This is a genomic window from Planococcus circulans, from assembly GCF_020023385.1.
Classification (GTDB): Bacteria; Bacillota; Bacilli; order Bacillales_A; family Planococcaceae; genus Planococcus.
Map to the genome: position 1 here is coordinate 739,407 of NZ_JAIQCL010000001.1, position 21,630 is coordinate 761,036.

Sequence of the window (21,630 nt, forward strand, 5' to 3'; positions counted from 1 at the left end):
CCCCCTTCCTACTTGCTCTTACTAGATGCGTTGTAATCTCCGACATTCCGGATGAATTTCATCGCCGCTTCAAGTGCCCAGCCGATAAAGCAAATCACCAGAAACACTTTAAAAGGCACGAACGACAGGTTCAATAAATCGGAAGTCTGGTCGAAATTGATCTTCACGATAAATGCCCAGCAGACGATAAAGCAAAATAGAATCGTCAATACTTGAGCCAAAAAATCCAGTGCCAATTGGACTTTTTCCGGGAATCGATCGGCGATGACACCGATTGAAATGTGAGCCCCGGCCGCTTCCGTATACGCTAAAGACCCCATAATCAGTACGACCATGCTGAATTGGACGATTTCAATATCCCCAATGACCGGATATCCCAGACTTCGGGAAATCGAGAAATACGTGACCAGCGGAACCATCACAATCAACATCGAAAACGAAATCCATTTTGCCAGATTGGTTATAAATGAAACCAGAGATTTCACGTAGTTCATCCTCCCACCCGCTTTCACTTAATCGTTAATAGGGCACACTCAGGCCAGCCTCCACTAAAGAATCTTTATAGAACTGGAGCATTTCGTTGCCGTCAAAACCTTTTTCGTCGGCCATATGCGCCCAGTCTTCCCATACTGCTTTTGCCGGTTTCTTGAACTCGGCCAGCACTTCTTCATCCGGCTGGATCACACGTCCGCCTTTTTCTGCTACACTTTCGCCATAGACGCTAATGGCTTCAGCCGATGCACCGCCGTACAGTTCGCTGTTCAGCTTTTCGAGCGCCGGTGCCAATTCTTCTTCAAAAAGCGTCTGAATATCTTCAGGAAGACCTTCCAGTGTCCGTTCATTCATCAAAAAGAATAGCGTGGTATTGCCCATATCAATTTTGGTCATATACGGTGCCACTTCGTTCAGCTTCAGCCCCACCGCTCCAATCGAAGTGTATGTAGCCTGGTTGACGGTATTGCGGTCAAGCGAGGTATAAATTTCTTCCAATCCCAGCGTGACTGGAACCGCATCCCACAAGCCGAGCAATTGCACCCGCTGATAACCGGAAGCGATGATTTTCTGATTCTTGACGTCTTCCACCGTTTCCACCGGCTCTTTGCTGTACAGCTGATACGAATCGGTTGCGGAAACGCCAAGCGGCACGACATCTTCAAGTGTATCTGCCATGTATTTTTCTATAAACGGCGTCAACACTTCCGTGCTGTCGAAAGGATCCGATAAGCCGAAAGGCAAATCACCGATCGACAAGGGGAACAGTTCCGTATCGGGATGGAGACTCGGGCTGACATAGCCGATATCATAAACAGCGCCTTGGATGTCATCGTATGCGGTACTTAAGGTGCCAAGAGCTCCGCTATTATAGATATTCACTTTTACTCTGCCTTCTGTTTTTTCTTCTACAAGCTCAGCCCACGGTTCAATGGCTTCGGTATGGAATTGGTGCGTCGATGGCACCTGGATATTGAAACTCAGCTCGTAGATGCCGTTGTGGTTCGCTGCTCTCCCCACTCCGCACGCTGACAGCAAGAACACAAGCGCGATGACAAAAACCAACTTCACTCTTTTCGCATACTTCATCTATTCATCTCCTTCCCGCTTATTTTAAAAGGCTTTTCTACAACGCGGATGGATTCCGTCCTTTTTCGGCTGTCCGACAAAGTCATTGATCTGATCCAGCGTCTCTCCGTGCTGCAGCATCTGCTGCTGCAGTTCTGCTTCATAATAAAGCAGGTTCTCAAACCTAGGCACTGAAGCATTGACGATTTTCTTGGTGATGCGCAGCGGATCGAACGGCTTTTGCTGCAGCTTCAAAAGCATTTCCTCCACTGAGTCAGCGAGTCCATCACCCGGAACGGCTTTTGTGATCAGGCCGATCTCCTTTGCTTCCTGTGCAGAAACCACATCCCCCAGCATGATCAATTCCTTGGCTCTTGCAGCGCCGATCAAATTGACGAGCCGAGGTGTTCCGCCTCCTGAGAAAAACATGCCGCGCTCCACTTCCGGCAAACTCAGCGCCGCTTCTTCCGCCATCACGCGGAAATCACAAGCCATGGCAAGCGCCATCCCTGCACCGAATGCCGGACCGTTGATCGCCGCAATCGTGATTTGATCCAGCGCGTCAAATTTCCGTAAGAACTCCTGGCGGTTGATTTGATCTTTCCGGATCCAGGAAGGATCAGTCGGATTTTCTTCAATGTTCTTCTTTACTTCTTTGATATCTGCACCTGCTGAAAAAACTTTTCCCGCCCCAGTAAAAACGATGAAACGGTAATTTCGGTCACTGCCGACCGCTGACACCAAATCGGACAATTCCTCATCCATTTGCCTGTTCATCGCGTTCGCTTTTTCCGGTCGATTGAATGTGACATAGAGAACCGGTGAACGGTCTTCCACCTTCAATGTTTCGTAAGTTTTCATGCTCTCCACTCCTTCCATTCAACGGTCATATGCGTCGATCCGCCAGTTCCCAATAAGGTTCCCGCAGTTTTTTCTTATCGATTTTTCCGTACGACGTCAGCGGCAATGCATCGACAAGATGGATGGTTTTCGGACTTTTGTATTTTGAAAGCTGGGCTTTGCAGATGGCCATCACTTCATCAATGTCCAAGCTTCCATTTTTGGCTGTGACGAAAGCCGTCACGGCTTCTCCCCAGTCTGCGTCCGGCACACCGATCACGGCTGCTTGCGCTACGTCCGGATGTTCCTGGATGACATTCTCCACTTCGGAAGAATAGACGTTCATGCCCCCGCTGATCATCATGTCTTTCGCCCGGTCGAGCAGATACAGGAAACCCTGTTCGTCCATCTTTCCGACGTCTCCCGTATGGAGCCAGCCATCTTTCAGCGTTTCCGCCGTCTTCTCAGGTTGATTCAGGTATCCGGCCATATTCGTAAATGCCTTCACCACCACTTCGCCTTCATCGCCGCTGGCAACTTCTTCTCCCGTTTCATCCACCACTTTCACTTGTGAGAAAATCGTGGATCTTCCGCAACTTTTCAATAGATGGCTGTATTCAGCTTCTGCACTATGGAACTCTTTCTTCAGCCAAGTGGCCGCACTTTGTGTCTCCGTCAACCCATAGATCTGCAGGAATACCTGGCCGAAAACTTCAAGACCCTGTTTCAGACGTTCGGCAGTGATCGGCGCTGTCCCGTATTGGATGGTCCGGATGGAGGAAACATCAATCTGCCTGCCTTCGAGCGAATCGAGCAGCCGGTAAAGGATGGTCGGTACAAGGCTCAAATAAGTGATGCGGTTTTTTTCAATATGCCGGAGCACAGTCTCCACCTCGAACTTATCTTCAATGAAGATTTCCGCACCTCTGATCAATCCCGCCCACGTGTATAATCCGGCCGCATGCGGCAAAGGCGTCGTTACGAGGATTTTTTCATCACTTTGGATATTCGCTTCAATAATGATGGAAGTGAACGTCAAGCTTGTGGTTTCATACGTATGGACAACACCTTTCGGCTTGCCGGTAGTCCCGCCGGTATAAAGAATAAAAGAGAAATCGGAAGAGCTTGTTTTGACCGTCAGCTCTTCATCAGATCCTGCCGCCTGGAAATCTTCCCAGGACACCAGCTCTTTTTTGGTGTTTTTTGTTCCAACCACTATGATTGTATGCAGCTTCGGCAGTCTGCTCCGCAACTGCTCTACCACCGGCAGATAAAATTCGTGCACAATCAACAATTCCACTTCTGCATCCGCTAGAATGTAATTTACATCATTTTTGCTGACCATGCTGTTCAAGGCAATCTTTGTGGCACCTGCCAGATAAATTGCTGCTTCACTGACAACATACTCGTAGCAATTCGGCAACAACAGGCCGACACGCGACTGATGGCCCACTCCATATCCCTTGAAAGCCTGCGCTGTGCGGTTGGCCGCCAGATGCAGCTCTTTATAGGTAAAACTCGCGCCATCCACGTGCAGGGCCGTTTTTCCTGCATGGTTCACTAAACTTCTTTTCGCTAATTCGTTCAGGACAAGTGATGTCGCTTCCATACTTTTTCCTCCTTAAAAACCATGATCACCAGTACTTGATTGACTATTTAAATAAATGTAATTATTTAAAAAATACTATCAACGTTCCCGTTTTTCGTCTAATATATATAAAAAGTCGATTAAGACGTTTTACGACTTGATCGCCATTGGAGGGGTCATCATAGAACTCAGACATCTGCATTATTTTGTGGCGGTGGCCGAAGAACTTCATTTCGGCAAGGCCGCCGAACGCTTGAATATCAGCCAGCCTCCACTCAGCCAGCAAATCATCCAACTTGAAAAAGAATTGGAGGTCAAGCTTTTTAACCGGCACAGCCGTTTCGTTGAACTGACACCAGCAGGAAAGCATTTTTTGAAGGAGACGTATGAGATCCTCGCAAAAGTGAAAACCACCATGGAAGACACCCGGAAAATCCATGCCGGTGAAGCGGGTATACTGAAGCTGGCATTTACTGGTGCTTTAAATGTCAGCTTGATCCGGCTTGTCCATCTGCACCGGACCGCCTATCCGGATATCAAAGTTACACTGCACCCAATGTCCAGCACCGACCAGTTGAGGGCGCTCACGGAAAACGATATCCATATCGGATTTATCTGCCCGCCGATCACTGACCCGGCAATCAGCTTCCAGCATATCTACAGCTCACCGTTTGTCGTGGCTCTGCCTGCCAATCATCCACTGGCGGCTGTCCCCGGACCCATCGCAATCAAAGAACTGAAAGATGAACCATTCATCATGGCACCCCGACGCCTGGAGCCGGGCTACTATGATACGATCATTTCCATTTGCCTTTCCGGAAAGATGAGTCCTGTCATCCATCAGGAAGCAGAAGGCGTCACTCATATTCTATCGCTCGTTTCTGCCGGCATCGGTGTAACTCTGGTCACTGAATCCGCCCAACAGGAATATCCGAAACGCGGCGTCGTCTACCGCCAGATCAAAGGCAATACACGACAAATGGACCTATACATCGCATGGAACCATACGACTGAAAGTCCACTGACGAAAATGTTCGTCCAAACGATGAAAAAATCTTTTCCTCTTAAGGCTAAACCTTCAGGTGAAGACATTTCTTTTGTCTGATGCTGCACTTAAGTCCAGTATTTTCTCTATTCAAACAAAAAAGCCTCAAATGGCGGCACGTTGACGTGTCTTCCATTTGAGGCTCAATTCCGTACTGCTGAATATGAAATTATCTAGCCTTGCCTTCTTCCACCTCCGGAATGCCCCCATCTTCCCCATAAAACTCAAGCACTTTGGACAACGCCAATTCATCAGCGATGACGGTGACATCCGGATGTGTCTGCAGAATCGAAGCTGGGAAGCTCTCCGACACCTCACTGTTCATCATCTGGTACAAAGCTTCCGCTTTTTCTTTTCCGGATACCAGCAGCAGGATCTTTTTGCTTTCCATAATGGAGGCGATCCCCATGCTGATGGCCTGGGTCGGCACTTCTTCAATTCCCGAAAAGAAACGGGCATTGGCGCGGCGCGTGGACTGGGCCAATTCAACCGCGTGGGTTCTGCTCGAAAACGGTGTTCCCGGTTCATTGAAGCCGATATGGCCGTTCAATCCGAGTCCCAATACTTGAATATCGATTCCGCCAGCTTCTTGGATCTGCCTTTCGTAGTCCAGGCAATCCTGTTCCACCTCTTGTGATTTGCCGTTCGGCAAGTGGATTTGTCTGGTCGGCACATCGATGTGGGCAAAGAGTTTGTCGGTCATATACCATTGATAGCTGTTGGCATCTTCTACTCCCAGGCCGACGTACTCATCCAAATTGAATGTCGACATGTTTTGGAATGAAACCTTCTCTTTCTTGTATTCCTCAATCAAGCACCTGTAAAGCCCTTCAGGCGTCGAGCCTGTAGCCAGTCCGAGTACCGGAGATTCGTTCTGTTGAATATGCTCCACGAGCAAGTTACAGGCGATCCGGCTCATTTCTTCGTAGTTTTTCGCTTTCAGAATCTGCATACTTTCACCTCGTAACGGCAGCCAATCAGTAAATGCTTTTCAGCTTTAATACAGCTTGCCGGCAATATGTTCGGTAATTTCCCTTTTCACACTTTCTGCGTCCTTAACGTTGTTCATGGTCAATCCAGTACATATCAAATCAATCAAATACAACTGGGCAATTTTCGAGACCAGCGAGCCGCTGTCTAACGGACTTTCTTTTGCAGATGACAGCAAAACAAAATCGGCGTATCTGGTCAATGGCGATTTCACATAATTTGTCAGGGCGATGACTGTCGCATTTTTTTCTTTCGCCAATTTGACTGCATCGACAATGTCTTTCGTGCTCCCCGTCAAACTGATGGCGATCACCACTGATTTTTCAGTCAGCGAAGAGGCTCTCATAATTTGGAAATGCGAGTCGGTTATGGCGCTGACGTGCTTGCCGATCCGCATCAGGCGGTTTTGCATGTCGAGTCCGGCAATTCCGGAAGAGCCGATGCCGAAGATCACCACGTCCTGTGCAGCATCGATCGCCTGGATGGATTTCTCCAAGGTATCCATATCCACGACTTCCGATGAATCTTCAATGGCCTGCACGATGCTGTTGCGGATCCGATGAACGAATGACTCGTCTTGTACGGAATGGTTTGCAGGCGGTACTTCCTGAGCGAACAGGAACTTGAAATCCTGGAAACCTTTGAATCCAAGTTTCCGGAAAAAACGCAGCACCGTCGCTTCCGCCACTCCACTCAATTCGGACAGCTCTGTCAATGAATGATAGAGAACCTTATCCGGATGCGCCAGGATGTAGTCATATATTTTGTTTTCGGATTTTGTAAAGGTATGCTTATGCTGCTCCATTAATAGGGAGGGTTTCGGCCCTGTAATTGTTTTCGATTCCATCGTATCAGCATCCCCTTTCAATTCCTGAAGAAGTTCTTCGCCGCTCCCAGTAAATTTGATTTATTGTCATGCTCGGCCATTTTGATCTGCAGATGTTTTTTGTGGTTCGGCATGATCTTCTTGTTCAGGGAAGATTCAATTGCCTGCCGCAAAAATTCCCCTTGAGCGGAAATGCCGCCCCCGATGACGATCAATTCGGGGTTGAACAGATGCACGAGTGATTGCAGGCCGGTCGTCAAGTCGTCAATCCAATCATCGAACAGAAGAAGTGCTTTCGAATCCTCCGCTTTCACGCGTTCGAAAAACGCTTTTACGTCCATCCACTCACTGAATTCCTCTGAGATCAGCTGCTGAAGCGCCGAGCTCGAAGCATATTGCTCATAGCAGCCGCGGCTTCCGCATGTACAGGCTTTCCCGCCTGGGTAAAGGACCAGATGGCCGATTTCCCCGGCAGAAAATCCGGCACCAGTATACAGTTTTCCATTTAAAAACAGTGCGCCGCCTACTCCGGTTCCAATCGTCACACACAGGAAGTTCTCCACTCCACGGGCGGCGCCTTTCCAGGATTCGCCGAGCGCCGTGCAATTGACATCATTTTCGACCCTCACCGGCAGACCTGTATGGCCGGACACCAGCTCGGCCAGTCTTGTTCCAGTATAGCCCGGCAGATTATCTGTCGCAAAGACCACTACTCCCCGCAACGCATCAATCTGTCCGGCCGAGCTGATGGCGATGCCGCCGATTTCAAAATCCGCCATCATTTGGTCGCAGAGACCCAGTATTTTGGCGATCAGTTTCTTACTGCCACTGGGGGCATCTGTCGGAACTGAATCATGGGACAGAAACAGGCCTTCCTGGTCGACGACTGCATATTTGATGAACGTTCCGCCAATATCAATGACACCAAGCTGCATTTTTCGTCCCTCTTTTCTAAATGAACAAAAAGAGAAAAACCGCAATCAGGCTTTTCTCTTTTCATTACAGGTATTATTCATTCACGCATCCCTGAATGTTAGCGACAGCAGTCCATCAGACGTCTCTGAAACAAACAGGCGTCTGGAGAATGCCGGATCTTCCGTCGGATAATCCTCGCGGTAATGCGCGCCACGACTTTCTTTTCGCTCGAGCATCACTTGAAGCAGGAGTCGGGAAAGCTTCATGAAGTTTTTCGCTTTAATGACCATTTTACGGTTTTCCTGCCGTTCAAACAAACGGCTGATAGCCAATTCAGCCTGAAGCGATTGGAGCTGTTCCAATGCATCCATCATTTGCTTTTCTGAACGCACGACATTGCCTGCATACCACATGAGCTCCCTGATCTTCTCTACGGTCTGATGAAGTTGTTCCTTATCGGATTCAGCTGATTCGTCCGAACCATTGCCGTTGCCGACTGAGTTGCCGAAGACCGCTTTCAACTGAAGTTCGGCTTCCTCGTCACTGACGAAAGAAACACTGGCTTCTTTTAAATAGGCTCCGCAATCTGCAGCCGCCCGCTTTCCGAACACCATGCAGGCGCCAGTCGAATTGCCGCCCAGCCTATTGGCGCCTTCGATATTACAGGACAGTTCACCGATGACGTACAATCCCGGAACGCCGGAACGCCCGTGGGGATCGATATAGACGCCGCCATTGCTGGCATGGGCAAACGGAGCAATCCGGACCTCATCCTTCAGCATATCGATTCCTTTTGTTTTCAGCCAATTCAAGTATACGGTATAAAACTCTTCTTTGTTTTCGTATAGTTCTTTGTGGAAAACTAATGCAAAGCCTTTTTCATTTTTCGTCGAGATGATTTCCTTCATCATCGCAATATCCACATACTTGGATTCCAGCGAGTCTGTAAATGGTCCATGCGTACTGCGGATATCCAGGCATTCTTTTTTCGAAAGCCCTTCCGGAAGTGCTGCATCCAACAGGCTCTCTCCATCCTCCTTCACGATGTCTTGGCAATAGGCCAACGTATGTTCACCGAATAAGGTCTTGTAGCGCGGAGACGTAATGCCTGGGATGAATTGGATGAACTCCATATTGACCAGACTCGCTCCCGCTTCAAGAGCCAGGATGTGGCCCGACCCATCGACATCATTCGGATTCAGGTTGTGCTTATAGATGCTGCCGAATCCGCCAGTGGCGAGCACGGCAGCTTTGCATTCCACCAGCACCACTTGATTGTGCTGATCCAGCATCAGCGCACCGGCAATCCGCTGATCTTTTTTTATCAGTGAAATGACCACTGTCCGCTCCATCACCGTCAAGTTCTCATAGCGTCCGAAAATACTGGAGACGTTTTCCCTGATCTGGTCCCAATCACTCAGCAAGTAAATATCTCTGGGGTGTTCGGCAAAACAAGCTTTCCGTAAACCTTCGAGCTTTTTGGACACGACACCGATGCCGCTGTATTCTGCGACGCGGTCCGGAATTTCATCCACATAGACTTCCGCCAAGTCCTGGCGGTGCATTCCCCTGCTGGATGCTGCGATATCCGCCAAGAAGACCTTTTTATCGGACTCCCCGCTCGTAACTTGTGTGCCGAGCGAAGCTTTTAACGGATAGAAACTTGACCCGGAAGCCAACTTCATTTTTGTCGCCATCAAGACTTCATGTCCGTGGTCAGCTAATTCTTTTGCAGCTTTAATCCCTGCCAGGCCGCTGCCCACCACTAATACGTCCGTTTGGATCTTTCGAGAGATTTCCACCATGCTCCCACCTAAATCTAAAACTTATTTTTCTTTTAGCACTTTATTGTAATCGAAGAATGTGACACCTTCCTCGTCGTCTTTTTCTTCTTTCTTGGCGAACAGCAAACTGAAACCGTAGCCAAAGACAATCGAAGCGACCAAGTTGATGATTGAATACGCCCATAAAGTAATGTCCGTGAAGTATGAGATATAAATAGCCAGGAAAGTTGTAGCGATAAATCCGAACAATGCCCCGTTTGCGTTTGCACGCTTCGTCAATACACCCAATGTGAAGGTACCGCCGATGATTCCCAGCGCTAAGCCCATCAAGCCATTAAACCATGAATAGGCAGAACCGACGCTGGAGTAGGCAAGGATGATAGCGAAGGCAATCGAAAAGATGCCGACGATCGTCGATACGATACGGGCCATCCGCGTACTCTTTTCATCACTCATGTCTTTTCTCAACACCTGCTGGATATCGAGCGTCCAGCTTGTCGCTACGGAATTGAGCCCTGTTGAAAGCGTCGATTGGCCAGCCGCGAACAGTCCGGCGATCAATAATCCAGAAACACCCACAGGCAACTCACTGACGATGAAATTCGCAAAGATCAAATCCGATTTCCCTGTCGGCATCGCAGCGGTTTGCTGCGAGTAGAAGGTGTATAGTGATGTTCCGATCAGGAAGAACAATGTAGCTGTACCGAGCGACAAAGCGCCGTTCAAATACGTCATTTTGTTCATTTCCTTCAAATCTTTCGTCGTCAAATAGCGCTGCACCATATCCTGGCTGGAAATATACGAAAACGTCGTCGATAAGCCAGCCCCCAAAATGATGATTAAAATGCTGTTATTGATCAGGTTCGGATCAAATAAGGCTACATTTCCAAAGAATTTCTCGTTGCTTGTCCCCACATTGATGACTTCCCCAAGCCCTCCGTTAATGGAGAACAACAGAATGATCAAGGCGAATATACCGCCGCCGATCAAGACAACGCCTTGGATGAAATCTGTCCAAAGCACGGATTTCAGTCCACCGAAAGCCGAATAGATGGTGGCGATGACACCCATAAACAGGATGATGACAATTACATTGATACCGGTTACGGTCGCTAATGCAATCGCAGGGAGATACATGATGATCGACATGCGCCCAATCTGGTAGACGATGAAGAGCAGGCTTCCCAAAATCCGCATCCGCTTATCGAATCGGCGTTCCAAATATTCATAAGCTGTGTCCAAATCCAGTTTGCGATAAACCGGCAGGAAAAAGTAAATGGCTACAGGCACTGCGATCAGCAGCCCCAGTTGAGCAAACCACAGTTCCCACGTCCCTGAATAGGAGTTGCCGGCAAGCGATAAGAACGAAATCGGGCTCAGCAAAGTCGCGAACAAACTGACCGAAGTCACCCACCATGGAATCGAACCGTCCCCTTTAAAGAATTCCTTGCCTTTCATTTCCTTTTTGGCAAAGGCAATTCCGACATACAAGATAAACAATAAATACGCAAACAAAATCACATAATCGATAACCGCAAATGTTCCATTCATCTATCCCATTCCCCCCGTTAGTCCTTACAGATATTTTTTAGCGAGTTCGCGTGCTTTGACTGCTTTTTCTTCAGTCAGCTGTTTCATCGGCTTTCTGACAAATCCAGCGTTGACCCCTTGTGTTTCGAGCATTTCCTTGATGGTCTGGTAAAGGCCATTCTTCAGGATCTCTTCAATCAGGTCATTGGTCACTTTCTGGATTTCGCGAGCTTCATCGATTTTCCCGCTCTGTGCCAGAGTGAAAATCTGTTTGGCTCTTTTGCCGTTGACATTGAATGTGCTGCCGATCGCCCCATCCACATTCAAGACACTTGCAGACAGCAGCATTTCATCGAATCCGGAATAGATCAGCTTGTCCGGGAATGCATGGCGCAAGCGCTCAAGCAGGAAGAAATCCGGTGCAGTGAATTTCACGCCGATGATTTTTTCATTTTCAAACAGTTCCCCGAACTGTTCCAAGTTCATGTTGACGCCCGTTAAAGCCGGAATGGAATAAATGATGAGCTGTGTATCGACGCCTTCCAGAATCGTATTGTAATAGTCTTTGATTTCCTCGAAATCGAATTTATAGTAGAACGGCGTCACTGCCGAAATTGCGTCATACCCTAGGTCCGTAACGAAATGAGCCAGATCCGATGCTTCTTCGATATTCAAGGACCCGACTTGCGCAATCAGTTTCACTTTGTCCCCAACTTCGTCTTTGACGATTTCGAAAATCTGCTTTTTCTGTTCAGTGGAAATGAGGAAGTTTTCTCCGGTACTGCCGTTGACGTATAGACCGTCCACTTCCGAAACTTCGATATTGTAACGGACAATTTCCCGTAATCCTTTTTCGTTCACGTTTCCTTGTTCATCAAATGAGCACATCAATGCTGTATATAAGCCCTTCATTTCATCACCTGTCCCTTTTCTGTTTTTTCTTCTATCGCTTTTGCAAATTTTTCTGTAATCAGCTGCGGACGTGTGATAGCGCTTCCAACAACTACACAATGAGCCCCGGCGAGAAGTGCCGATTGTGCTTTCTCGGGTGTATCGAAATTCCCTTCCGCTATCACCGGAATCGACAGTTGATCCGCCATTTGTTTCACCAATTCCAACGGAACGGTCCCGATTGAATAAGGTGTATAACCAGCAAGTGTCGGTGCTGCAATATCCACGCCGGCTTTCTCAGCCATGAGCGCTTCTTCGATGGTCGAGACATCTGCCATGAACAACTGGTCGGGATACTTCAGCTTCACTTCGGAAAAGAATTCCTCGAAACTTCGGCCATCCGGTCTTTCCTGCTTGGTTGCATCCATTGCGATGATGTCCACGCCTTCCTGATACAGTTCATCAATTTCCTTTATCGTGGAAGTGATGTAGACATTGTTGCCCGGGTAATCCTGTTTGATGATGCCGATGATCGGCAAATCGACTTCTTTCTTGATCGCCTGAATATCTTTCACCGTATTGGCACGGATTCCTTCAGCACCGCCCATCTTTGCCGCTAAAGCCATCTTCCCCATTATGTACGGATCATGAAGCGGCTCACTTTCCAATGCCTGACAGGAAACGATTAATTTGTGCTGGATCTGCTTTAAAACCGTCATTTGAAAACTCCCTATCTTTTATGGTCACTACATGTTTTCATTGTTCACGTGATTGTACCTGCTGTCCCCCTGTTCGTTGTCGAAATATTTTATTAATCGAACTATATCACTTTGACAACTAACTTTCAACATAAATTTAATTTTTGATTATTTGTTATCATAAGGTGAGGAATTGTGTGGGTGCCAGGCACCATATATCCAATCCTTATTATGGAAGTACTAAAAGCATCAAAATGCGGCGATTGGTTTGCTGCAAATAAAATGAAATAAGTAATAACAGGCAATGGATTGCCGCTCTATAATCCTTTCTGTTGATTCCAAAAACAAGAGGAGTAGAATGAATAGTGTAGTGTTTTAATTTTCTATCAATTCAGTCAATAGAAGGAGAGATCGTCTATGGAAAGATTGCAGGATAAAGTAGCGGTAATTACTGGGGGAGCCGGAGGAATCGGCAAAGTTACAGCAAAGCGCTTCTTGGATGAAGGGGCTTCTGTCGTACTGGTCGACTTGTTCGAAGATGCACTCGCTGATGCGAAGAAAGAGTTGGGCGACAATGTCCTGACGGTTCAGGCCGATGTTTCCAAGGAAGAAGATGTGCAAAAGTATGTCGACAAAACCGTAGAGCAATTCGGCAAAATCGATATCTTCTTCAATAACGCCGGCATCGAAGGAAAAGTGGCACCGATCACCGAACAAAAAGTGGAGGACTTTGATAAGGTCATCGCCGTCAATGTACGCGGCGTATTCCTGGGTCTTCAAAAGGTTCTGCCGGTCATGATCAAACAGAAATCCGGCAGCATCATCAACACCTCGTCCGTTGCAGGACTTGGCGGATCGCCGAACGTATCGCCGTATATCACATCGAAACATGCGGTCGTCGGCTTGACGAAAGCTGCGGCGGTTGAAAACGCACCACATAACATCCGCGTTAATTCAATCCACCCATCTCCTGTCAACACGCGCATGATGCGTTCTCTCGAGACCGGCCTGGAAGTGGACCAAGCCACGATGGCGAAAAGCATTCCGCTCGGCCGTTACGGCGAGTCGGAAGACATCTCGAACCTCGTGCTGTTCCTGGCATCTGATGAAAGTACGTTCATCACCGGTGTCCAGTACCGGGTCGATGGCGGCATGGGTGCGGTTTAAACAGAATCAGTTGACTCGTCAAAAGAAACAGCCCGCTTCTTGCCGAAGCTGGCTGTTTTCTGTTTTTCTGGAATAGGTGACGACCTTTTATTGAGCGTGCATAAATTCTGCTGAACGTGCGTATTCGATTGCAACGTGCCTACTTTGATCCTTTCACGCCTCAATGACAAAAAAATCGCCGTCCTGCGAAAAGCAGAGCGGCGACAAAAAGTAATTATAATTGAACAGACTCTCCGCTGAATACGTCGAGCTTCATAGGCGCAGCCATGAAAGCAGGCGCTTTTTGGCCAAAAGCAGTGAAATGCTCACTCGTGTTATGAGCGGCAATCGCTTCGGGATCCTTCCAAACTTCCACCATGGTAAAGTGGCCATCCTGTTCAGTGGATTTCATCAAATCGTAGCTGATGTTGCCCGCTTCTTCTCTTGAAGCTTGGACAAGAATTTTGCATTCGTCCAAAAAAGCCTGTTGCTGATCTGGTTTTACCTGCAAGTGTGCGTGAATAATCATCATAAAACATCACCCATCCTATTACCTGTATTTTGATTATCAGTATTCACTAATATTCGTTTGCATACGCGTCAACATGTCGGACAAGGAATCTACCTCTTCCGGTGTGAAATCATGCAGCATCTGTTTCACAAAACCCATGTTTTCTTTTCGGTATTCAACGATCTGCTTACGGCCTTCCTCAGTCAGGCTGACAAAGATGACCCGGTTATCAGCCGGATTTCTGCGCCTTGTGACCATGCCATTGGCCTCTAATTGCTTGAGGTGGCGGGTAATGGCCGCTCCGTCGATATTCACCGCTTTTTGAAGCGTCGACTGATTGATTTCGTCTGTATTATAAAGCTGGGACAGCAGTTCATAGCGCGACGCACTAATGCCTGTACACCGTTCGAACTTTGGGCTAATTTGATTCGTCAGTCCTTTAAACAGCTGCAGCACTTGTTCCTGCTTTGAAAATGAACACGACATAAATTGACCTCCTACCTACTCGTTACAGCCAATTGATAGCGTTGTCCACTATTCATTGACCAGTCAAATATAATACATAACCGGCCAATACTCAATCTTCTGGACCTACACTCAGCTCCAAGTCGTAATCGTATCGACAGGAAGGCGATACGACTGGAAACCTTCATTGAGCGCTTTGCCGATGGAAATGAGCATCACCGGAATATACCGGTCTTTTTCCATGCCGAAAGCTTCAGCAATTTTTTCCTTCTCATAGCCGCCGATCGGATTCGTGTCGTATCCAAACGCACGGGCCACCAGCATCAGCTGCATAGCCACAAGACCAGAATCCAGCATGACGATGTCCTTCATTTGCTCATCTGAAATCCCTTCATACAAAGGTTTAAAGTAATTCAACTGGAATTCCTTCACTTCTTCGGGCATATAGCCGTGTTCAACTGCTTTGCCGTAGATTTCCTCAGCGTAGTCAAAGTTTTGGCGATCCCCAAAAACAGCGATTACCGCAGATGCGCTCATGACTTTTTCCAGATTGAACGAAGCAAGAGGCGCAAGCTTTTCTTTCCCTTCAACGGTGTCGATCACCAGAAAGCGCCACGGCTGCATATTGATGGAGGATGGGGCTTTCGAAGCTTGAGCGAGGATTTCACTCATCTCCTCCCGGCTGATTTTAACTGTCGGATCGTATTGCTTAATCGAACGGCGTCCGTTGACGATTTCATTGAAATTATTTGTCTTTTGTAGTGTTTGCATAGCTGGAATTTCTCCTTTTTCTTCTTCTATTTATCAAGAGGAACATTCAATTGACCCCTCAACGTTTGATGCCTCATTTAATATAAACCGATTTCAGGAATTATGCAACTCTAAGAATCCTGTGCGTGTCTGACACTGTTTTTCTACCCAAACCAAACAGCCAGCTTCGGCAAGAAGCTGGCTGGTTTCTTCTGCGTGCCAGGCACCTTTTCTCAAAAACTCACCACAAATCCACAATACCCACTAAAACCATCCTACTCCACACGCACCAATTCACTCTCCACCCGTCCCTGCGCGCTAATGGATTTGATGGTCGCGAAACCTTCCGCCATGTAATACTTGAAGCCATCCTGCACCGTCACTTCCGTAGCATTGGTGAATGTCTTGTAGGGAGTCTTGACAGTTTTATTGACACCGGTGATCGTGTGGATGATGGTTTCGTCGCCCAGCCCGGTATCAAAGGTTTTACCGACCCGCACCGGATAGACGAGTGCGACATCGTACTCCGAATACGGGTAGCCGAACGCAAAGAGCTGATGGCTTTCAAACTCCATGTATTCGTAAGTGTCGCTGTCCACTTCGGCGGTCCACATGAAGCCGAAGGTCAAGCCGTCCCGGTCCGGCACATCCACGAAACGGTGGACGGCTGTCGTGCCATCCGACATGCGGTAGGTATAGGTTTTGGTCTTGTCTTTCTGATAGGAACGCGCAATGGTTGCATCATTTTTGAATTTCGGCTCCAACGCGCGTGCCAGGAAAGCGGAAAACTGTCCGCGCGTCACCTCCTGTTGGGGCCGGAACGTGTTATCCGGATACCCGATGGTGATGTTTGCCGCCAGAATTTTACTGATGGCTTCCGCGTAATAGGCATTTCTCGGCACATCCGTAAACGACTGGTTGAACGTAAAGGCCAGATTGAAGACCCGTTCAACAATCAATGCCATATCCCCGCGAATGATCGGCGCTTCCGGTCGGAAAGTTCCATTACCGTAGCCTTTAAAGTAGCCCGCTTCCGCCACTTCAGCGATATAGCCGCTCGCGTAATGACCCGCCGGCACGTCTCGGAATGGTGTCGCTTTTTTCGTGCCATCCAAGCCCTGCAGACGTCCGATCATCACAGCCGCCTGGGCGCGGGTCACTTCTGCGTCCGGCCGAACCTTGCCATCCGCATAACCGGTGATCACGCCTTTCTCCATCAAATAGGTGATTTCCTCATAAAACGAATGACTTTCCGGCAAATCCGGGGCAGCAGCGGCAACAGGCAGCACCAAAAACAGAGACAGCACAACGACCAGCACACCCGTCAGCTTCTTCACAATCCTCACTCCTTCGCGTAATGATTTACTTTGTTGAGCTTAGTTTACCAGCAAAATTCTATGAATACATCTTAAAAATACTAAAAATTCTGAAAATAATAAAGGCAGAAAAAACTTTAGGTTATCTCCCTTTTTTATTCCTTTTCAAGCTAGATCCCGAACAAACCTCTCCCAATCCCATAAAATTCCGACAACAAGCGTGACCCATCCGCCGCTCTTCGATACAATAATAAGAGAAGCACCTATCCAAGGAGGGTTCCCATGTCGACATTACATGATATTGCCCAATCAGACGATTACGGGCAGTTTGAATTGAAGGAAGTTTACCAGGCTGCACAGCACCTGTTGCAGCAATTTCAGAAAACCCGCATCGAGCCGGAAAAGCTCACCGAGATCATCAGCCATTTAAAAAAACGCCTGGAAGGCCAAGCCGCTTATCCGCTCGCCATTTTGCTCGAGAGCAGCCAACTCGGCATCCAGCATCAGCTGCAAAAAGAATGGAACAGCCCGATGAAGCAGCGCCAGCTCTTCCTGTTCGAAAGCCTGCACGCCCAATTCCGCGGGAAAGTCCCGCCCACGATATGGAATCAAATCTGCCTGAATTACGCAGAAGCGTTGATTTACGTCGGCCGCTCCATCGATGGGCTCGATGTGCTGGAGCAGATGACCGAAGGCGAAAAGGATCCGTCCTACGAGCGCAAAGACGCTGAACGCGGATGGGGATTGTTGTTCTATTCCACGTTCCTGCGCGGCAAGGAAGAAAAAGCCGAAGCACTCCATCTTTCCCGCGACCTGCTTGACAAAGGCGCCGCAAACATCAGCAACACCAACGGCCGCGCCTTGTACGCAGACCGTCTGAAGCTGGCCGTAAAAATGCTGGAGGAAATCGGGCCGGTCGACATTACCGGAAACTACAAGCCAAACTTTTTCGAAGGCCGCGAGTGGGAATACCGCGACTGGTGCGCCAAGCACCGGCTCCTATTGAACGACAACAACGAAGTCGATCCCTCCGGCACCATGAGAATCGATACACTGAACTACCGCCACAAAGAAGCGGATGACAAAGAACGCGGCGTATTCCTCGAAACCTTCATGGAATCCATGGTTTCAGAATTCACCGCGCTGCGCTGGACCCTATTCGAAGCACTCGAAAAAGAACCAAGCCCTGAGCGCAACGAGCAATTAAAGACTGTCTACCGCCAGTCCTTTTCCTTGTTTCCAAAAGTTGCCCAATTCGTCAGCCACTACTACCAGCTCGATATGAAAGACCCGCGTGCCGGCATGCAGCGCATCTGGTTCGAGGACGAAAAGCCGACGAATCCGCTCAAGCCGTTTATCCGCGACACCAAAAACGGCGCACTCAAAGCCCTGTTCTGGCATTCCAAAGAACTCTTCGGCTACGAACAATCCAAAACACAGAACATCGCCACCGTCCGTGCACTGCTGCTGCGCGACCAGATGGAGCGCAGTTTTGTCCAAGTCATCACCAAACAGGAAGAAATCGCCCAAACCGGCGAGCTCCGCAAACATCAGATGACACAGATCGAGCTCGAACGCCTGGCGATGACCACCGCCTTTAAAGCCCGCAACGCCTTGATGTATCTGGGCTTTGCGGTTGGGTTGGAGAAGAAATAGAGGAATTAAATAAGCGTCTCCGGGAATCTTATTGATTCTGGGGACGCTTTTTTGTTGATTATTAACCGTACTCCTGTGAAAGGGCTATGATGATAGCCGCATTAATTTTCAATCTGAAAGTTTTTGTCTTCTACATGAGTATTCTTCTTCTCTACATGAATACTCATCTCTTCTACATGAAAATTCGCCTTTTCTACATGACGAGACCTTCTTTACATGAATATCTTCATCTTCTACATGAGTATTCCTCTTCTCTACATGAATACTCATCTCTTCTACCTGAAAATTCGCCTTTTCTACATGACGAGACCTTCTTTACATGAATATCTTCATCTTCTACATGAGTAATCCTCTTCTCTACATGAATACTCATCTCTTCTACCTGAAAATTCGCCTTTTCTACATGACGAGACCTTCTTTACATGAATCTCTTCATCTTCTACATGAGTATTCTTCTTCTCTACATGAATATTCATCTCTTCTACATGAAAATTCGCCTTTTCTACATGACGAGACCTTCTTTACATGAATCTCTTCATCTTCTACATGAGTATTCTTCTTCTCTACATGAATATTCATCTCTTCTACATGAAAATTCGCCTTTTCTACATGACGAGACCTTCTTTACATGAATATCTTCATCTTCTACATGAGTATTCTTCTTCTCTACATGAATATTCATCTCTTCTACATGAAAATTCGCCTTTTCTACATGACGAGACCTTCCTTACATGAATATCTTCATCTTCTACTTGAGTAATCCTCTTCTCTACATGAACTATCATCTCTTCTACATGAAAATTCGCCTTTTCTACATGACGAGACCTTCCTTACATGAATATCTTCATCTTCTACATGAGTAATCCTCTTCTCTACATGAACTTTCATCTCTTCTACATGAAAATTCCTTCTCTACCTGAATATTCCCTACTTCCACATGAATATTTTTCTTCTCTACATGAACACTTTTCTCTTCTACATGAAAATTCGCCTTTTCCACCTAACGACACCTTCTCTACCTGAATGCTCTCCTTCCTTCATAACAAACATTCTTTTCAACCCGTGTGTTCGCCCTGCTAACCCGGTTTCTTCTTCTCAACCCGGGTGTTCGTTGCACTAACCCTGGTGTTTTCTTTTTCACCCCCGGTGTTCGCTATGCTAACCAAGTTTCTTCTTCCTAATCTGGGTGTTCGCTCTGCTAACCCGTGTGTTCACTCTGCCAACCCAGCTCTCCCCCTTCCTAACCCACAACCCCACTTTCCCCAACAACCAGCCAGAAAATCACCAAGCCGATAGCAATCAACACAAGCAATATCACCAGCAATTCCAGTCGTTTCATCCCTCCATTTCCCCTTCTGCTCCAGATTTTCAAATCGCTCAAGAAGATAAGCGCTCATCTACCGGCCATACACGCGCTCCCCTGCCATATACGTTTCCAGCACACGCGCCTTCCCGATCTCCAGCTCATCCATCTCCAAAACATCTTCGTCCATGACAATAAAATCCGCATGGAAGCCGGGTTTCAGTTGCCCGACATCTTTGATTCGCGTAAGTTCCTGCGCGCTTTTCGTGTAGAGCTCGATGGCTTTTTCGACCCCGATGCGCTCGTCCTGCCCGGTATCGGTGCCGTCGTAAGCGATCCGGGTCACGGCGGCCTGGATGCCGACAAACGGATTGAGCGGTTCGGTCCAGCCGTTCACCGGCGCATCGGATGAAAAGGCAACCGGAATGCCCGCGCCGATCATCTTTTGAATCGGGTAAGTGGTTTTGGTACGCTCGGCGCCGAGGTTATGCAAATAGCTCTCGATTTCGGCGAACAGGAAAACCGGCTGCGGCACGAAGGCGATCTTCGCATCCGCCGATTTCCGGATTGCATCCGCTGTCGGCATCGCCGCGTGTTCGATGCGGACGGACGGCGCATCCTCTAGCCACGCCTGTTGCCCATGAAATGCGTCAACCACCTGCGAAATTGCCTGCTCCCCCATTGCGTGGACGGCCATTTGGATGCCGTGCTGCTTCGCGGCTTCCCCCGCTTCCAAAAGTTCATCGGTTTCCATCGTCGAAATCCCATATTCATCGTCTGTCCCGTTGTATGCCGGATCGACCCATGCTGTTCTGCCGGACACGCTGCCGTCCGCAAACAATTTGATGCCGCTGATAAAGACCGGCTGCGCGGTGTCCGTCGTTTCATTCGTCAAGACATCATCAGCTCTCGCATCCGACCAAATCGTATAAAGAGCGGTCCGCTGCTTCAACCCTTTCCGGCGGGCCAGCTTGTACAATTCCACATAATCAACCGGACGCGTCAGCGCCATCAGATCGGTAATGCCGGTAATGCCGTAGCTGAACAGCTCGTCAGTCAAGCCCGCAATCCGTTGCGCCTGCTCATCCATGGTCTGTTTCGGCAACACGTCCAGCACCAGGAAACGGGCGGTTTCACGCAAGATGCCTGTTGGTTCGCCCCCAGCGTCCCGGTCGATTTTGCCGCCCGCGGGATCTTCTGTCTCTTTATCTACCCCGGCAAGTTCCAGCGCTTTGGTGTTGACGGAGACGGTATGGCCGCAGGTGCGGGTCACGACAATCGGCGAATCCGTGCTGACCTGGTCGAGGTCGCTGCGGTTCGGCGTCCGCCGTTCTTCGAGCTTTCCTTCATCGTAGCCCCAGCCCTCGATCCAGTCGCCTGGCGTTTGCGCTTCCTGCCGCTTTTTCAATTCGTCGATCATGCCAGCAATCGAATGGACGCGCGGAGCGGTGCATGCTACTTGCCTCGCGATATTTGCGAGGAATAACGGATGCAGATGCGCGTCGATAAATCCTGGCAACACCCGTCTGCCCAGCAAGTCGATCCGAGTCCCTTCTATTGACACAGCCTCCACATCATCCCCGATCCACTCAATGCGCCCGTCCCTTACGGCCATCGACGATGCGGCAGCTTGCTCAGGATTCGAAGTGAAGATCTTTCCATTCATGAATACTTTGGTCGTCCCCATGCTCCCACTCCTTCCTGCACTCCGCTTGCCGCTTTTTCTTATCCATACCCTTTGTCTATCCGCAATAATACACCGCGAGGCAGAAAATAAAATCACAAAAAAAGAAGCCCCTGCATCCGCAGCGACTCC

General features: G+C 48.4%; 19 protein-coding genes. 3 read left to right on the plus strand and 16 right to left on the minus strand.

Features of this window, described 5'->3' with window-relative positions; translation table 11 throughout:
• Window positions 1-8 precede the first annotated feature (8 nt).
• Genes K8U60_RS03635 through K8U60_RS03650 form a run of 4 tightly spaced genes read right to left on the minus strand, consistent with a single transcriptional unit; the run spans window position 9 to window position 4,009 of the window.
• Window positions 9-494 carry a TRAP transporter small permease gene (locus K8U60_RS03635; RefSeq protein WP_223634522.1) on the minus strand — a complete coding sequence of 162 codons (486 nt, stop codon included), beginning with the start codon at window positions 492-494 and terminating at the stop codon, window positions 9-11.
• Between the two features lie 25 nt (window positions 495-519).
• Window positions 520-1,581: a TRAP transporter substrate-binding protein DctP gene (gene dctP / locus K8U60_RS03640; protein ID WP_223634524.1), complete on the minus strand. Its 1,062-nt coding sequence runs from the start codon at window positions 1,579-1,581 to the stop codon at window positions 520-522.
• Window positions 1,582-1,605: 24 nt separating this feature from the next.
• Complete coding sequence (locus tag K8U60_RS03645) at window positions 1,606-2,421, minus strand: enoyl-CoA hydratase/isomerase family protein (RefSeq protein WP_223634527.1); 816 nt, start codon at window positions 2,419-2,421, stop codon at window positions 1,606-1,608.
• Between the two features lie 25 nt (window positions 2,422-2,446).
• Window positions 2,447-4,009, minus strand: a complete 1,563-nt coding sequence (locus K8U60_RS03650) for an AMP-binding protein (protein WP_223634529.1) — start codon at window positions 4,007-4,009, stop codon at window positions 2,447-2,449.
• 136 nt (window positions 4,010-4,145) lie between these two features.
• On the opposite strand from K8U60_RS03650, the gene K8U60_RS03655 reads away from it, so the two are divergent.
• A complete protein-coding gene (locus K8U60_RS03655) occupies window positions 4,146-5,093 on the plus strand; it encodes a LysR family transcriptional regulator (protein ID WP_223634532.1) in 948 nt (315 codons plus the stop codon).
• A gap of 109 nt (window positions 5,094-5,202) precedes the next feature.
• On the opposite strand, the gene nagB is transcribed toward K8U60_RS03655, so the two are convergent.
• The 7 genes from nagB to K8U60_RS03690 all read right to left on the minus strand — a co-directional run bounded on the left by nagB (window position 5,203) and on the right by K8U60_RS03690 (window position 12,688).
• Window positions 5,203-5,985 carry a glucosamine-6-phosphate deaminase gene (nagB, locus tag K8U60_RS03660; RefSeq protein WP_223634535.1) on the minus strand — a complete coding sequence of 261 codons (783 nt, stop codon included), beginning with the start codon at window positions 5,983-5,985 and terminating at the stop codon, window positions 5,203-5,205.
• Window positions 5,986-6,030: 45 nt separating this feature from the next.
• A complete protein-coding gene (locus K8U60_RS03665) occupies window positions 6,031-6,870 on the minus strand; it encodes a MurR/RpiR family transcriptional regulator (RefSeq protein ID WP_223634538.1) in 840 nt (279 codons plus the stop codon).
• Window positions 6,871-6,887: 17 nt separating this feature from the next.
• Window positions 6,888-7,784, minus strand: a complete 897-nt coding sequence (locus K8U60_RS03670; RefSeq protein WP_223634542.1) for an ROK family protein — start codon at window positions 7,782-7,784, stop codon at window positions 6,888-6,890.
• Window positions 7,785-7,865: 81 nt separating this feature from the next.
• Complete coding sequence (locus tag K8U60_RS03675; RefSeq protein ID WP_223634545.1) at window positions 7,866-9,569, minus strand: FAD-binding protein; 1,704 nt, start codon at window positions 9,567-9,569, stop codon at window positions 7,866-7,868.
• A gap of 21 nt (window positions 9,570-9,590) precedes the next feature.
• Window positions 9,591-11,099: a sodium:solute symporter family protein gene (locus K8U60_RS03680; protein WP_223634548.1), complete on the minus strand. Its 1,509-nt coding sequence runs from the start codon at window positions 11,097-11,099 to the stop codon at window positions 9,591-9,593.
• 24 nt (window positions 11,100-11,123) lie between these two features.
• Entirely contained in the window at window positions 11,124-11,990 is an 867-nt protein-coding gene (locus tag K8U60_RS03685; protein WP_223634551.1) for an N-acetylneuraminate lyase, read from the minus strand.
• The gene (locus K8U60_RS03690) at window positions 11,987-12,688 is read right to left on the minus strand and encodes an N-acetylmannosamine-6-phosphate 2-epimerase (RefSeq protein ID WP_223634554.1); all 702 of its coding nucleotides are present in this window, start codon (window positions 12,686-12,688) and stop codon (window positions 11,987-11,989) included. The genes K8U60_RS03685 and K8U60_RS03690 overlap by 4 nt, the downstream gene beginning before the upstream one ends.
• 396 nt (window positions 12,689-13,084) lie before the next feature.
• Between K8U60_RS03690 and K8U60_RS03695 the strand changes: the two genes are divergently transcribed.
• On the plus strand, window positions 13,085-13,834 hold the full coding sequence (locus tag K8U60_RS03695) for an SDR family NAD(P)-dependent oxidoreductase (RefSeq protein ID WP_223634557.1): 750 nt from the start codon (window positions 13,085-13,087) through the stop codon (window positions 13,832-13,834).
• A 214-nt stretch (window positions 13,835-14,048) separates the two neighbouring features.
• Here the strand turns inward: K8U60_RS03695 and K8U60_RS03700 are convergent, their stop codons facing one another.
• The 4 genes from K8U60_RS03700 to K8U60_RS03715 all read right to left on the minus strand — a co-directional run bounded on the left by K8U60_RS03700 (window position 14,049) and on the right by K8U60_RS03715 (window position 16,876).
• Window positions 14,049-14,345, minus strand: coding sequence for a putative quinol monooxygenase (locus K8U60_RS03700; RefSeq protein ID WP_223634559.1), 297 nt, complete (start codon window positions 14,343-14,345; stop codon window positions 14,049-14,051).
• Between the two features lie 36 nt (window positions 14,346-14,381).
• Entirely contained in the window at window positions 14,382-14,810 is a 429-nt protein-coding gene (locus K8U60_RS03705; RefSeq protein ID WP_223634562.1) for a MarR family winged helix-turn-helix transcriptional regulator, read from the minus strand.
• Between the two features lie 111 nt (window positions 14,811-14,921).
• Complete coding sequence (locus K8U60_RS03710; RefSeq protein ID WP_223634566.1) at window positions 14,922-15,560, minus strand: nitroreductase family protein; 639 nt, start codon at window positions 15,558-15,560, stop codon at window positions 14,922-14,924.
• Between the two features lie 254 nt (window positions 15,561-15,814).
• Window positions 15,815-16,876 carry an S-layer homology domain-containing protein gene (locus tag K8U60_RS03715; RefSeq protein WP_223634569.1) on the minus strand — a complete coding sequence of 354 codons (1,062 nt, stop codon included), beginning with the start codon at window positions 16,874-16,876 and terminating at the stop codon, window positions 15,815-15,817.
• 261 nt (window positions 16,877-17,137) lie between these two features.
• Between K8U60_RS03715 and K8U60_RS03720 the strand changes: the two genes are divergently transcribed.
• Window positions 17,138-18,511, plus strand: a complete 1,374-nt coding sequence (locus K8U60_RS03720) for an LA2681 family HEPN domain-containing protein (protein ID WP_223634572.1) — start codon at window positions 17,138-17,140, stop codon at window positions 18,509-18,511.
• A gap of 1,397 nt (window positions 18,512-19,908) precedes the next feature.
• On the opposite strand, the gene K8U60_RS03725 is transcribed toward K8U60_RS03720, so the two are convergent.
• Window positions 19,909-21,501: an amidohydrolase gene (locus tag K8U60_RS03725; RefSeq protein ID WP_223634575.1), complete on the minus strand. Its 1,593-nt coding sequence runs from the start codon at window positions 21,499-21,501 to the stop codon at window positions 19,909-19,911.
• Between the last annotated feature and the right edge of the window lie 129 nt (window positions 21,502-21,630).